This is a genomic window from Postechiella marina (assembly GCF_039538365.1).
Lineage (GTDB): Bacteria > Bacteroidota > Bacteroidia > Flavobacteriales > Flavobacteriaceae > Postechiella > Postechiella marina.
The window spans coordinates 204,383-218,374 of record NZ_BAABCA010000006.1 but is presented as its reverse complement, the minus strand read 5'-3'; the positions used below and the strand labels follow the sequence as shown (position 1 = coordinate 218,374).

The window sequence follows — 13,992 nt, the reverse complement described above, 5'->3', positions numbered from 1 at the left end:
ATGATATTAGCCGCAAGTACAATAGGAACTATAGGAATTACAGTAATTGCTTTTTTAATTATTACGCTTTTACTAGTAGGGTTATTATTAGTTGTAAAACAAAAATTATCTCCGTCTGGCCCTGTAAAGATTACAATTAACGGAGAGAAAGAAATAGAAGTAGCATCTGGAGGGAGTTTATTATCTACTTTAGGAGGTAATAAAATTTTCTTACCATCAGCTTGTGGTGGAGGTGGTACTTGTATACAATGTGAATGCCATGTATTAGAAGGAGGAGGAGAAGCATTACCAACAGAGACACCTCACTTTACACGTAAAGAATTACAGCATGGTGCACGTTTAGCTTGTCAAGTAAAAGTTAAGCAAGACATGAACATTACTATTCCAGAAGAAGTATTTGGAATTAAAAAATGGGAAGCTGTTGTTGTGCGTAATTATAACGTAGCCTCTTTTATTAAGGAATTTGTAGTTGAAATTCCAGAAGATATGGGATACAAAGCTGGAGGATATATCCAGATTGAAATTCCACCTTGTGAAGTAAAATATTCTGATATGGATATTACAGCACACCCAGAAGAGCACGAAACACCTGATAAATTTCAAGCAGAATGGGATAAGTTTAAGCTTTGGCCATTAGTTATGAAAAATGAAGAAACTGTTGAGAGAGCTTATTCTATGGCTTCTTACCCAGCAGAAGGAAGAGAGATTATGTTAAACGTACGTGTGGCATGTCCTCCTTTCGATAGAGCCAAAGGTGGCTGGATGGATGTAAATCCAGGTGTAGCTTCATCTTATATCTTTAACCAAAAGCCAGGAGATAAAGTAACTATTTCTGGACCTTATGGTGAATTCTTTATCAACGAGTCTGAAAGCGAAATGCTTTACGTTGGTGGAGGGGCAGGTATGGCGCCAATGCGTTCTCACTTATATCACTTATTTAAAACCTTAAAAACAGGTAGAAAGGTAACATACTGGTATGGTGGACGTTCTAAACGTGAGTTGTTCTACTTAGAACACTTTTATGAATTAGAAAAAGAATTTCCAAACTTTAAGTTCTATTTAGCATTATCTGAACCTTTGCCAGAAGATAACTGGAAGGTTAAAGAAAACATTGATGCAGAAGGAGATGGTTTTGTTGGGTTTATTCACAACTGTGTAATCGATAATTACTTAAGTTTACATGAATCTCCAGAGGATATAGAATTATATTTCTGTGGACCTCCATTGATGAATAAAGCAGTTCAAAAAATGGGAGAGGATTTTGGTATTCCAGACGAGCATATTAGATTTGATGATTTTGGAGGGTAATCTCTAGAATTGGAAAAGATAAACAAAAACCCAATACTTTTAAGTGTTGGGTTTTTGCGTTATTATAATATAGTACCATTTATTTCTTCTGCAATAGAATTAAGCATTTCAATAGATATAGGCTTAACAATGTAGTTAGATACATTTTCGTATGTTTTAGCTTTATTAATATCTACAGGGTCTATCGATGAGCTTACCATGTAAACTGTAATAAGCTTACTTGCTTCTATCTTAATAAATTCATCTAAAAATTGCCATCCATCCATAATGGGCATGTTAATGTCTAATAAGATAACATCTGGTATGTTTTTTCCCGCATCTATTATGGCCTTAAGGTTATCTAAGGCTTCTGCTCCGTTATTGTAAATCATAAACGATTTGCAAAAGTTAGATAATTTAATCATTCTTTTGATGGCAAAAATATATACTTGATCGTCATCAATTATACAAGCTAAATCAATTGTTTTCATAGTGTTTTAAATGGATGTAAAAGGTTGTTCCTATGTTAACCGTACTATCTACTTCAATTTTACCACCAATAGCTTCTACTTGGTTTTTGGTAATAAATAGGCCAATGCCTCTAGCGTCTTTATGGTTGTGGAAAGTTTTGTACATACCAAAAAGCTTTTCTTTGTGTTTTTTTAAGTCAATTCCTAGTCCGTTATCTTTAATTTTTATTATAACATAGCCCTGCTGTATTGTTGTTTGTATATCTATTTCTAAATTTATATTTGATTTTTTATACTTAATAGAATTAGTTATAAAATTTAAAAGAATACTGTCTAAATAAGCAGTAATAGCATATACATGTATATCTGGTTCTATATCAATATTAATTTTAGCACGAGATTCAGCTATTTGGCCTGTTATGCAGTTTAGAACATTTTCAAAACTTTTCAATAAATTAATAGGCTCAACTATAACATCGTTTTTAATGTTTATTGTAGCTACTTCATTTAAGCTCTCAACTGTTTCTTTTAGTTGGTCTACAGCGAGGTCTAACATAGGGAAAACATCATTATCCATGCTTTCTGGCATATCTGTTTTTATAATATCTAAAAGCATTTTTAAATTACCAGAATGCGACCTTAAATTGTGCGATACAATATGGGCAAAGTTTAATAGGCGTTTGTTTTGATGCTCTTTTATATTTAATAGATGTTGAATTTTTTGATTCGCTTTTTTTATCTGAGTTAAATCGTTAATTTGAATAATAATAAACTGAGGAATACCTCGACTATCTTTAACTAAAGCAGAGGACAAAAGAGCAAAAATTACTTTACCATTTTTGCTTATATACCTTTTTTCTACCTGGAAATTATTAATGTCTCCATCAAGCATTTTATAATGTAAATCCAGTCCAATATGTTTGTCTTCTGGGTGAGAAATAGCTTTAAACGACTGAAGTTTTAATAATTCTTCTTCCGTATAATTAAGCATTTCGCAAAGACTATTGTTAACTTTAAGCCATTTTCCTTCAAGGTCTAAGGTTCCTTTACCAATTGAAGCATGGTCAAATATTTTTGAAAGTAAAGCCTCTTTTGCTGCCAGTTCTTTCGATATTTTTGTCTTTTGGTCAATATCTTGAAATAAGCCTAATACCTTTACTAACTCGCCATTTTCTATAAATGGTTTTGCTATGGCTCTAATCCATTTATCGTTGCCTTTTGCGGTTGTAATTTGTAACTCAACATCAAAACTTTTTAAATTTTCTATGCATTCTGAAAACAGTTTTGTGATGGTATCTCGATTTTTACCAGCTTTATAAAAGTTTAGAGCTTCTTCTAAATTGGGCACGTAATCGTGAGGTAATTCATGAATTTTTTTAGTTTCTAACGCCCAGTGAAGGGTTAATAGTTTAGTATCATATTCCCAAGTCCCAATAGAGGCCGCTTTTTGTATAAAGTCTAAATAGACGCTATCTGTAGACGTGTTAGATAAGGAGTTTGGGGGATATGCCATTAGTTAGATTCTGTTTAAAAAACTTAAATATAAAGATTTTAATTGAAGATTAAAAGACGAAATTGCATCTTTGTTGGTTTACTGGTTTTATTTGGCAGATTAGTTTTATGATATAAACAAGATTAAACTTTTTAATTTTTAGGAAAATATAAATAAAAAAGTAAGGTTATACCAATAACATTTTTAATGCGTTATTTTAAAATGAATAGAGCTTTTGTTGTTATAGTGTTTGTAGTCCTTTTTTGCGCACTTTTTTTACATGTTAATTTTGAGCCAAAAACATTTGAAAAATTAGTAAACGTCGATGCTGTAGTAAGTTTAATAAAAGAAGAGGGATTGTCTATTTTGAAAAGAGTAGACCCACCTAGTGGATATAAACGTGTGGCTTACCCAAAAGGTTCTTTTCAGGATTATTTACGTAATTATAAATTAAAACCTTTTGGAGCTAAAGTGATTAATTATGATAATACTGAATATTTTTGGCAGTATGGCCATATTGGAGTTTTAGATATTTTTGTGCCAGAAAATGGGCTACAGCAATGTGCTGATGCGCTAATTAGAGTGCGTAGCGAATATCTTTGGGATACTAATAGGAAAGAAGATATTGGGTTTAACTTTACAAGTGGACATTACTGCTCTTGGATACAATATGCTAATGGCTTTAGACCAAAAATTAACGGAAACAAAGTAGCTTTTTATAAAACAGCTTCAATAAACCATTCTAAAGAGAACTTTTATAAATACCTTAATTTAATTTTTATGTATTCGGGCACATGGTCTCTTTATAACGAACTTCCAAAGGTAGAGTTAGCTAAAGATTTAAAAATAGGAGATATGCTAATAAAAGGAGGTTTACCAGGACATATAGTTATTATTTGCGACGAGGTTGTTAATAGTAAAGGCGATAAGTTATTTTTATTAGTTCAAGGCAATACGCCTGCACAAAGTGTACATTTGGTTAAAAACCTTGAATATCCTAATATTTCGCCATGGTATAAGCTGGAAAAGGATGCTGTTATTTCGGTTTCAAATTACACTTTTGCTAGTTCGAAATTTGTTAGATTTAAATAATTAAAGATTAAATAAAACATTTCATTTTTTTTAGTCTTTTAACTGCAAAATAAGTTCTTTGCTAGAAGTAGCATTACTTTGCTTTAAGTACTTTTTTGCCAAAACACTATTTCCTTCATTTAAATAAGCTATGCCTAAGTAAAAATAGGCATCATTAATTAAATAAAACTGTTTTTTTGTGTTTATAGTTCTTTCTAAAAAAGGTATAGCAGAGTCTATATTTTTATTAGCTAAATGTGCAACACCAATAAAATAATTTAAAGTATCGTTATCTGGGTTTTTATAAATTAAATCTTGCCACTTTTTTATAGCCATACTATAATTGCCATCTTGGTATTTCTCCATAGCGTTATAAAAATCAGAGGTTTTGTAGTTACTTATTTTAATAGGTAAACCCGGAGCAGGTTTAAAGTATTCTGCAAAAAGTTTTTCGTTTTTAGGTGTGCTAAAAAAAAAGATACTTCCCAAGGCTATAATAAGAGCAATAGCTAAAGTTATAGTTTTTAAATTTATAAATTTCGGGGAGTTATTAGTTGTTTCTTTAAGTGTATTGTTTGTGTCGCTATTAAGTTTGTCTAGTTGTTCTTTTAAAGTATTTGTTTCTAAGCCATCTAAAATGGTTTTAACATCTTCTACTTTTGTTTTAAAATCATCATCTAGCTCTAAAAGCTGCCTAATATCTTTAAGTTCTTGAAGGGAGACATTGCCAGATAAATAACGTTCTATTATTTCAAATAATTCTTGCGATATGTCATTGTTATCTTCCAATTATTTTATTTTGAAGTTATTTAGTAATTAAAATAACGGTATTAATAGATAATTAAATTAATTAATGTAAGAAATATACAATAATTTCAGTTTTTAGCAAATACTAAACTATTAACTGACTAATATATCGGTTATCTAGTTTTATCATATTTTGAGATAGTTAAAAGTTTCGTGTATTTCTATTTGTAACCCTGTTTTTAAAGTCTAATTACTCCTTTAAAATTTATATACTTATGCTTGGAATGGAATAAAGCGTTACTTGATTTATGTGTTAATAGTTCTAATCATTTATTAAATGTCTTAGCAACTTCAACTTTTATATTATTTTTGTAGCATGAATAAGCCACTTACAGAACAAGAATTACACAACCTAGCCATGAATCATGTTGGCAAAGATTTAGAGCAACGCGGTTTCGAGTTTATAGCCATAAATAGTAAGTTAAAAAAGCATCCGCAATTTGTTTGCATGGATAAAACGAAACAATATTTTTTTGTTATTGTAAGAGCGGTAATTTTACCAGATAATCCCAATAATTATGATGTCGTTTGGATGGAATCTTTTAAAAAACATGCTAGAGAAAACGATGCTAAAGTACTTTATGCAGGGGTAGGTATTGGTAGTGCAAAAGGCGAAAAAGAACCTATTTATTTAAACGAAGAGTATTTGTTAGAATATAACGGAATACAGGTTTTAGAGACTAATTTAAACTAAATAACATAAATAGAATGAATAAATTGTTATTAAGTTTATTGCTGTTAATATGTAGTCTGTCTTGTACTAAGAAAGCAAATAAAAACATTAAACTTTCTGGAGCGGTTTTTGGGACGAGTTATTCCATTATTTATAATTCTCATATCGATTATAGCAATCAATTCGATAGTTTATTTACTGTTATAAATAAGTCGATGTCTACGTATCAAGCCAATTCAGACATTTCTAAATTAAATAGAAATGAAAATCATGTTATAGATAATCATTTTATAAAAGTATACGAAACATCAAAACAAATTTATAAAGAAACTAATGGAGCCTTCGACCCAACTATTGGAGCAGTTGTTAACGCATGGGATTTTGGTCCAGAAGGTAAGTTAGCGAACATAGATAGCCTAAAAATAGATAGTTTAATGTTGTCTGTAGGTTTGAATAAAATAACTAGAGTAGGTAATAAAATTAAGAAACCTAAAGGTACTTTTATCGATTTTAATGCTATTGCAAAAGGCTACGGAGTAGATGCTGTTAGTATGTTTTTAGAGTCTAAAAATGTAAAAAATTATTTAGTTGAAGTAGGAGGAGAAATAAGAGTTAAAGGGCAAAACGAAGAGAAAAAGTCTTTATGGAAAGTGGGTGTAGAAAACCCTAATTTTGAAGGTAAACAATCTATTTTAAAAGCCATTACATTAAAAGATGAAGCCATGGCAACCTCTGGTACGTATAGAAAGTTTAAGGTAGATGAAGATGGTAATAGGTATGCACATATAATTGATACAAATACAGGTTACCCTAGTAAAACAAACTTGTTAAGTATTTCTGTAATAGCAAATACATGCATGGAGGCAGATGCTTATGCTACTGCATTTAAAGCCATGGGAATAGAGCAGGTAAAAACTTTTTTAAAATCTCATCCAGAGCTTAAAGTATTTTTAATTTTTGAGAACGAAAGTAAAGAATTAGAGACTTTAGTAGTTAATAATTTTCCGGAACTGTAATTAAAAAGCATTTACTAATATTAGTAACCAACCTGCTACAAAAAGTAAACCTCCAATAGGAGCAATTGGTCCTAAAAACTTTAGTTTTTTTCCTTTAACATCGCTTAAAATTAAGCCATAAATACTAAAAGAAAACAATATAATTCCTGTAGTAAAACACCTGTAAATTGCTTTGGTAGTAAAATTAGAATTAAGGCCTAAAATTAATAATACTATGGCGTGATACATTTGGTACTTTACACCAACTTCGAAACTATGTAGTTGCTCGTTTGATAAAATTTTCTTTAGAGCATGGGCACCAAAAGCACCTAAAATAACAGAAAGCATACCAAAAAGGGCTCCTGTAGCAAGTATTATTTGTTGTGTCATTATGTTTTGTTTTAGAAACTATTTTATTTGTAAACTACAGGAATAATTTCTCCTTTTGCCAAACAATATTTTTTTATCGCTTCCGCAGAAAGAGAAGCTGTGTAATCTACCTCTTCAACAGTAAAACCAATACTGCGAAGCTTTTCAAAATAATCGCGCCCGTAAACACGAACATGATCATATTGTCCAAAAATTTTAGCTCGCTCTTTTTTATCTGTTATCGAGTTATCTTCAAAAGTAGTTTGCCTACTTAAATCTTGAGGGATTTGAAATATACCATAACCTCCAGGTTTTAAAACGCGATATAATTCTTGCATTGCTTTTGTATCGTCAGGAATATGTTCTAATACATGGTTGCATAAAATAACATCATAACTATTGTCTTTAAATGGGAGGTTGCATATGTCTGCCTTAACATCTGCAATTGGGGACAGTAAATCTGTGGTAGTATATTCTAAATTTTTTAGTTTTCTAAAACGATCTAAAAAACATTGTTCAGGAGCAAAATGTAGTACACTTTTTTTAGCGGTAAAAAAATCGGTTTCATTTTTTAAATATAACCAAAGTAATCCATGTCTTTCTAAAGAGAGGGTAGATGGAGAAAGTACATTATTTCGTTGTGTTTCGTAGCCATAAGACAAGAAGCTTTTAAAACTTTTGCCATCAATAGGATCTGTAAAGGTATTGCCTCTTAAAAAAAAAAGCTAAAATTGGGCGTACAACATAACTTAACCTTATAAGTAAAGGCCTAGGAACAAGGTTAAGCAGTATTTTAAAAGTTTTTTTCAAGCTTTTTTTCTTCTTTTACAGGGTTACTAAAGCCTTTTTATTAACAGAAATTAAGTCTAGAATACCTTGCCATAAAGCTATTCTATGTGTTAATGCTTTTTTTGCAACCTCTAGCACATCGTTCATTTTTGCTCGCTATTACCACATAATTCTTCAATCATTTTTAAAGATAAAGGGCCATGCTGGTCTCCATCTAGTTCTATATGGCGTTTTAAATAGTAAGTTAGTTTACTGTAGGAGGCTGCACTTTCTTTTTCAGATTGATTTATAATTTGAAAAAACATATCTGGAATAACATTTTCTCTACCAAAGGTAAAAGTAGAAGCAATTTTATGAGGAGTATTACTCGAGATAATATTAAAAGTAAATGTAATAAATTGTAACATTTTTAAATTTAAATCTACTTTATACTCAGCATTTTCAATAGAGTATTTATCTTGTATGTAAGAGACAAAATTTTTAATTTGTGAGGTATCTTTTTCTATTTGCAATATAGTATCTAAGTACTTTAGAAGTTAGTATATACCTTTTAGAAGTTTTAAGTAAAACTTTTAAGATGATTTTTTATATTAGACGACTTAAAATTCGTTATTAATGAAGGTCTTACTACTTAGAATTTTTATTTTTTTACTCCCATTTTTATCCATATCTCAAGAAGCTATTAAAGATAGTTTGTCTCTATATTTTAAATCCATTAGTAATGATAGTTTACGAGTTATAGCGTATAGAAAAGCAGCTATTACTTATAAAAATTCCAATCCAACATTACATTTATTTGTTGTAGAGCAGGCTATAAAATCTGCAAAGAGTAAAAAACACGTAGCACAATTTACAGCCCAAAAAGGGATGTATTTCGAAAAGAAAGGGGCGCTAGATTCTGCAATTACCTATTACAAAACAGCCATAAATAAATTTAGAGTAATAAAAGATACTTTAGATGAGTACAAAGCCAAAAGCCTTTTGGCAAATGCCTTTATTGCTAAAGGCGATTATGAATTAGCCATTCAAACTATAAAAAAAAATATAGCTTTTTTTGAAAGTAAAAAAGGCTATTCTAGAGATGTTCTTTTCAATAAAAATAATTTAGGCGCTTTATATGTAAGTATAAAAGATTGGGAAAACGCAAAAACTTATGTAGAAGAAATTTATAAGCACCCCATTACAAAAAAAAATAAAAGAATGTTAAGCAGTACGCTTATTAACCTAGTAGCCATACATACCGCGGTTAATGAGCTAGATAAAGCTTTAAATTATGCGCACGAAGCTGAAACTTTAGAAAAACGACCACGTAGTTTGGCTAATTTATACCATAATTTGGGTAATCTGTATATGCAAAAGGCTAATTATAAAACTGCAGAAAGCTATTTCTTAAAAAGTTTAAAATTAAACGAAACCTTAAAAAGTGAAGATGCCATACAAACAAATTACAACAACCTAGGGCAAAATGCATTGCGTTGGGGTAAATATAAAATGGCAGAACAGTATTTGTTACAATCTAATGCGTCGTTAAAAACATCAAATAATATAGTTTCGCTTGCCAAAAATTATGAGTTGCTGTCTTCTTTAAATACTAAAACCAAAAATTATAAAAAAGCATTAGAATACAGTTTAAAAGAAAAACAAATTAGCGATTCTATTCTGGGTATTGAAAGACAAAAAGCCATTGCCGATTTTGAAGTAGCTTACCAAACCGAAAAAAAAGAACGCGAAAAAAACATAGCACAACAACAACTTAAAATATCACAATTAGAAAGCACAAAAAACAAAAACTTGTTTTACAGTGCTATAATTATAGCTGGGTTGTTATTAGTTGCTGGTTTGTTTTATTACAGTAGGTTTATAACTAAAAAGAAAGCAGAATTAGTAACTTTAGAGTTAAAAGAAACCCAAAAACGACTGGCTTTAGAAAAACAATATAAAGACAGCGAACTTAAGGCGTTAAAGGCGCAAATGAATCCGCATTTTATATTTAATGCACTAAATTCTATTCAAGATTATATTGTTTTAAATCAGAAGAATTTAGCAAGCGATTATTTGGGTAAGTTTGCCGATTTAATTCGTAATTATCTTCATTTTAGCGATACAGGTTTTATTTCGGTTCCTGAGGAAGTTCATAATTTAAAACTCTATTTAGAATTAGAAAAATTGCGTTTTGAAGACGCTCTAGATTTTACATTTAATATTGAAGCCAATGCAAATTCTGAAGCCATTAAAATACCAACAATGCTTATTCAACCCTATGTAGAAAATGCATTAAAACACGGTTTACTTCATAAAAAAGATAATAGAACGTTGCGTATTTCAATAGCTAAACCATCAGAAAAAATAATAGAATGTATTGTTGAAGATAATGGTGTTGGTAGAGAAATATCTAAAGCGATTAACCAAAAACGTGTGCATCAACATAAATCGTTTGCATTAAAAGCTACAACACAACGCTTAGATTTGCTCAACTTTGGAAAAGAACGAAAAATAGGTGTAGAAATTATCGATTTAAAAAACAACCAAGAAGCGCTAGGAACCAAGGTTGTTTTACAAATACCAATATTAAATACATAATTTAATTATGAAAGCATTAATTATAGACGACGAGAAAAAAGCAAGACAAGTATTGCAAATATTGGTAGAAGAAAATTGCCCTAAAATAACTACAATATTACAAGCAGATAATTTGTTGGCAGGTGTAGAGTTAATAAAACAAGAAGCACCAAATATTGTGTTTTTAGATATTGAAATGCCAGAGCATTCTGGTTTAGAAATTTTAAATTTTATAGAAAAAGAAGTCCATAATTTCGAAATTATATTTACCACAGCGTATAGCGAATATGCCATACAAGCGTTTCAGCTTTCGGCTATAGATTATTTATTAAAACCAGTACGACCAAGCCAAGTAAAAGAAGCAGTAGATAAAGCTGTGAAGTTTTTAGGGAATACGCAAATAAATAAACGCCTTATAGAATTAAAGGAAAGTTTACAAGACTCAAACTTTAAAAAAATAGGATTACCAAATGCAGATGGTATTAAGTTTGTAGACTTTAACGATATTATAATGCTTGAAGCAGATGGTATGTACACCAACGTATCAACTACTAACGATGGAACCATTTTAGTAAGTAAACCCTTAAAATTCTTTGTAGAGACACTAAATAAAATAAAAACATTTTATCGTCCACACCGTTCACACCTTATCAATCTTTCATACATAAAAGCCTATGTTAAAAAAGACGGTGGTTACATTGTTATGGAAAATGACCAAACAGTTTCAATTTCAAACGATAAAAAAGAGGAGTTTTTAACCATTGTACAAAATATTTAGGCTTTAAAAGTTGAAAAGCCCATTTCAGAAATTTGCCATTAAATTCAGTAAGATTTAGTGGCATTTTTGTTTTCATAATTATAAAACCAAATTTATTATGAAAACACGATTACTTTTATTTTATATGCTTCTTTTTTTTGGTATTGCTTATTCGCAAATCCCTCAGTCAGACTTATTAAGTGAGTATTATTTTGACAATGGATCACTTCAAGATACCCAAAATAATGGTAGCTTAACTCAAGTTGGTTCAGCTTTTCAGGTAGTAGATGATAGATATGCTGATTTAAATACTAATGCTATTAATTTAAATTCAACTAAGTTAACTAGATCTAATTTTAGTTTTAATAATATGTCGCTTAGTTTTTGGGTTAAAACAAGTGCAAATGATGCTAACAATAGGATTATTATGACTAAAAGCAATATGGCAAATGATGTTTTTGCTACAAACGAGTATGGGTTTTACGTATCTCTAATTAATGGTAAAATAAAAACTTCTATTAGAACCAGAATTCAAGTATATGCTACTTCTGGTATAGAACAGAATGAGTACGGAACTACAAGTAATACTAATATTGCAGATGGACAATGGCATCACATTATAGTTATTATTAAGCAAAGTTTAAATAATAACAGTAATTCTGGATCTTCTTTTTATACAAGAGAAGTATATATCGATGGGGCTTTAGATATCGCCCAAACCACCCAAAATTCTGTAAGATTACATTTAGATTTAGTAGACAATACAGGAGATTTTGTAATAAATCAAAACCGAACTTCAAGTTTAGTAGCTAACAACCAATATGCAGATGTGATAGATAATTTAAGAATTTATGATAGAGCCTTATCGTTAGCCGAAATACAATCCTTAAATGCAGAATCTAATTGCGCGCCAACAAATTTAATGGCAAATAACGTTGGATTCAATAGTGCTGAAATAAATTGGAATAATAATCCAGTACAAACCTCATGGGATCTTGCTTATCATGAATCATCACTTTCATTTTCTAATGCTACTATCATTACTAATGTTACTTCGGGATATTTACTAACTGGATTAACAACAGATACAGAGTACAATGTCTATGTACGTGGAAATTGCGGTGGCAGTGCGTCTTATTGGACCTCACCACATACATTTAGTACAATGTCAATACCTATTTATGTCGATGTTAATGCCACTGGAAATAATGATGGAACATCTTGGACAGATGCTTATAACAATATTAATACAGCTCTAAATGCTAACCAAGGTAAAGATTTCTGGATTGCTTCTGGTACGTATAAACCAAATACTAGTTTTGAAGATTCTAGTATAATAGTTACAGCAAATCAAAAAATATACGGAGGTTTTAATGGTACAGAAACTTTATTTACTCAACGAGATGTTATAGCAAATTCAGTAGTGTTTTCTGGTGATAGATCTGGAAATGATGGCAATGCGTTTATAGATTTTTCAATAAGTCAATTTTCTGAGAATAGCCATAGAGTGGTTTGGGTTAGTGGAGATCATGTTGTTTTAGATGGTGTAACAATTTCTGGAGGCTATGCTGATAGTTCTACAGATTCCTCTAGACGTTCAGGTTCTGCATTATACTTTTCTGAATCTGCAAAAAATGCGACTATCAATAAGGTAATTTTTGAAAGGAACATGGCTACAGATGGAGGTACCGTATTTTTAACTCACAATAATACGCAAACAGGTAATTATAACTACATTTTTTCTAATTGTGTATTTAAGAATAATCTAGCTCGCCATTCTACAGTGATGTATGTAGCAAATCCAAGAAATATAAATGATATCATGACAACCACATTTGTAAATTGCCTTATTTATGGCAATAAAGTCTCAAATATATTATCTTACCCAACAAATGGGGCATCAGCATCTGGAGTTAATAATTTATTTTGGTTTAGAGCTAATATTCAAAGTAGTAATCATCAAAGTCGATTTATAAATTGTACCATAGCCGATAATAATTTTAATGGTTCTGATTTATCAAACCCAGCTGGGATAATCACAGCCTCAGTGCTTAATGCTACTTCTGACGTTTCTATATATAATTCTATTTTTCATAATAATTTTGAGCCTAATACAACTTCAGTCGAAAAAAAAGTAGTAAATACTTGGGGAAACCAAACACCTCCAAATAGTGTTATTGCAAGAAATACTTTAGACCCAGATAATTTTAGTAATTGGACAGATAAACAAAATATACTTACCTCAAACCCTTTATTTTCAAATGCATCTAATGGAGATTATACATTACAAGGTAGCTCGCCTGTAATAGATACTGGTGGTAGCCAGTATGTTACAAATACAAAAGATTTATTGGGTAACGACCGTATTAGTGGGACAACAGTAGATTTAGGTGCTTACGAATACAATCAAACTTTAAGTGCTAAAAATTATAGAAATGAAGCATTAGGTGTAAAGTTGTATCCAAATCCAACATCGTCACAATTAAATATAGACTTGAAGTCTCAGTTTAAAAACGCAGTTATCTATTCTGTTTTAGGTAATAAAGTGTTGCAAACTTCATCTAAATCTATAAATACATCTAAGCTTACAAATGGTGTGTATTTAATTAAAATAGAAGACAAAAACGGTAATATTTCTACAAAACGTTTCATTAAACAATAAATACTTATAAGCGATAAAAAGGGTGCTACTGTTGCTCTTTTTATCGCTAAATATATACTAA

Annotated in this window: 12 protein-coding genes and 1 pseudogene; 7 read left to right on the top strand and 6 right to left on the bottom strand. The window is 30.4% G+C overall.

Annotated features, from left to right (window positions below; all coding sequences use genetic code 11):
- Nucleotides 1–1,308: an NADH:ubiquinone reductase (Na(+)-transporting) subunit F gene (nqrF, locus tag ABD715_RS14565; RefSeq protein ID WP_344789031.1), complete on the top strand. Its 1,308-nt coding sequence runs from the start codon at nt 1–3 to the stop codon at nt 1,306–1,308.
- Between the two features lie 62 nt (nt 1,309–1,370).
- On the opposite strand, the gene ABD715_RS14560 is transcribed toward nqrF, so the two are convergent.
- Together ABD715_RS14560 and ABD715_RS14555 are read right to left on the bottom strand one after the other, a co-directional pair.
- The gene (locus ABD715_RS14560; RefSeq protein WP_344789030.1) at nt 1,371–1,778 is read right to left on the bottom strand and encodes a response regulator; all 408 of its coding nucleotides are present in this window, start codon (nt 1,776–1,778) and stop codon (nt 1,371–1,373) included.
- Nucleotides 1,765–3,270 carry a sensor histidine kinase gene (locus ABD715_RS14555; protein ID WP_344789029.1) on the bottom strand — a complete coding sequence of 502 codons (1,506 nt, stop codon included), beginning with the start codon at nt 3,268–3,270 and terminating at the stop codon, nt 1,765–1,767. The genes ABD715_RS14560 and ABD715_RS14555 overlap by 14 nt, the downstream gene beginning before the upstream one ends.
- Before the next feature lie 201 nt (nt 3,271–3,471).
- Between ABD715_RS14555 and ABD715_RS14550 the strand changes: the two genes are divergently transcribed.
- A complete protein-coding gene (locus ABD715_RS14550) occupies nt 3,472–4,341 on the top strand; it encodes a DUF4846 domain-containing protein (RefSeq protein WP_344789028.1) in 870 nt (289 codons plus the stop codon).
- Nucleotides 4,342–4,371: 30 nt separating this feature from the next.
- Here the strand turns inward: ABD715_RS14550 and ABD715_RS14545 are convergent, their stop codons facing one another.
- Nucleotides 4,372–5,109: a tetratricopeptide repeat protein gene (locus ABD715_RS14545; protein ID WP_344789027.1), complete on the bottom strand. Its 738-nt coding sequence runs from the start codon at nt 5,107–5,109 to the stop codon at nt 4,372–4,374.
- A 334-nt stretch (nt 5,110–5,443) separates the two neighbouring features.
- On the opposite strand from ABD715_RS14545, the gene ABD715_RS14540 reads away from it, so the two are divergent.
- Nucleotides 5,444–5,821 (top strand): Na(+)-translocating NADH-quinone reductase subunit F, encoded by a 378-nt coding sequence (locus ABD715_RS14540; protein ID WP_344789026.1) that lies wholly within the window; start codon nt 5,444–5,446, stop codon nt 5,819–5,821.
- Between the two features lie 14 nt (nt 5,822–5,835).
- Nucleotides 5,836–6,816 (top strand): FAD:protein FMN transferase, encoded by a 981-nt coding sequence (locus ABD715_RS14535; protein ID WP_344789025.1) that lies wholly within the window; start codon nt 5,836–5,838, stop codon nt 6,814–6,816.
- On the opposite strand, the gene ABD715_RS14530 is transcribed toward ABD715_RS14535, so the two are convergent.
- The 3 genes and pseudogenes from ABD715_RS14530 to ABD715_RS14520 form a co-directional block, all read right to left on the bottom strand.
- A complete protein-coding gene (locus ABD715_RS14530) occupies nt 6,817–7,185 on the bottom strand; it encodes a DUF423 domain-containing protein (RefSeq protein ID WP_344789024.1) in 369 nt (122 codons plus the stop codon).
- Between the two features lie 23 nt (nt 7,186–7,208).
- Nucleotides 7,209–7,974 (bottom strand): annotated as a pseudogene (locus tag ABD715_RS14525) (class I SAM-dependent methyltransferase).
- A gap of 122 nt (nt 7,975–8,096) precedes the next feature.
- A complete protein-coding gene (locus ABD715_RS14520; RefSeq protein ID WP_344789023.1) occupies nt 8,097–8,465 on the bottom strand; it encodes a DUF3050 domain-containing protein in 369 nt (122 codons plus the stop codon).
- 103 nt (nt 8,466–8,568) lie between these two features.
- On the opposite strand from ABD715_RS14520, the gene ABD715_RS14515 reads away from it, so the two are divergent.
- From ABD715_RS14515 to ABD715_RS14505, 3 genes are all read left to right on the top strand, one after another.
- Nucleotides 8,569–10,533 (top strand): tetratricopeptide repeat-containing sensor histidine kinase, encoded by a 1,965-nt coding sequence (locus ABD715_RS14515; RefSeq protein WP_344789021.1) that lies wholly within the window; start codon nt 8,569–8,571, stop codon nt 10,531–10,533.
- Between the two features lie 7 nt (nt 10,534–10,540).
- Nucleotides 10,541–11,290: a LytR/AlgR family response regulator transcription factor gene (locus ABD715_RS14510; protein ID WP_344789020.1), complete on the top strand. Its 750-nt coding sequence runs from the start codon at nt 10,541–10,543 to the stop codon at nt 11,288–11,290.
- Nucleotides 11,291–11,387: 97 nt separating this feature from the next.
- On the top strand, nt 11,388–13,931 hold the full coding sequence (locus ABD715_RS14505) for a LamG-like jellyroll fold domain-containing protein (RefSeq protein ID WP_344789019.1): 2,544 nt from the start codon (nt 11,388–11,390) through the stop codon (nt 13,929–13,931).
- Nucleotides 13,932–13,992: the final 61 nt, after the last annotated feature.

Bases quoted from the DNA above. Each gene is read 5' to 3' on its own strand.
- nqrF (WP_344789031.1), top strand. From the start codon at position 1: ATGATATTAGCCGCAAGTACAATAGGAACTATAGGAATTACAGTAATT.
- ABD715_RS14510 (WP_344789020.1), top strand. From the start codon at position 10,541: ATGAAAGCATTAATTATAGACGACGAGAAAAAAGCAAGACAAGTATTG.
- ABD715_RS14530 (WP_344789024.1), bottom strand. From the start codon at position 7,185: ATGACACAACAAATAATACTTGCTACAGGAGCCCTTTTTGGTATGCTT.
- ABD715_RS14515 (WP_344789021.1), top strand. From the start codon at position 8,569: ATGAAGGTCTTACTACTTAGAATTTTTATTTTTTTACTCCCATTTTTA.
- ABD715_RS14550 (WP_344789028.1), top strand. From the start codon at position 3,472: ATGAATAGAGCTTTTGTTGTTATAGTGTTTGTAGTCCTTTTTTGCGCA.
- ABD715_RS14505 (WP_344789019.1), top strand. From the start codon at position 11,388: ATGAAAACACGATTACTTTTATTTTATATGCTTCTTTTTTTTGGTATT.
- ABD715_RS14540 (WP_344789026.1), top strand. From the start codon at position 5,444: ATGAATAAGCCACTTACAGAACAAGAATTACACAACCTAGCCATGAAT.
- ABD715_RS14535 (WP_344789025.1), top strand. From the start codon at position 5,836: ATGAATAAATTGTTATTAAGTTTATTGCTGTTAATATGTAGTCTGTCT.
- ABD715_RS14560 (WP_344789030.1), bottom strand. From the start codon at position 1,778: ATGAAAACAATTGATTTAGCTTGTATAATTGATGACGATCAAGTATAT.
- ABD715_RS14555 (WP_344789029.1), bottom strand. From the start codon at position 3,270: ATGGCATATCCCCCAAACTCCTTATCTAACACGTCTACAGATAGCGTC.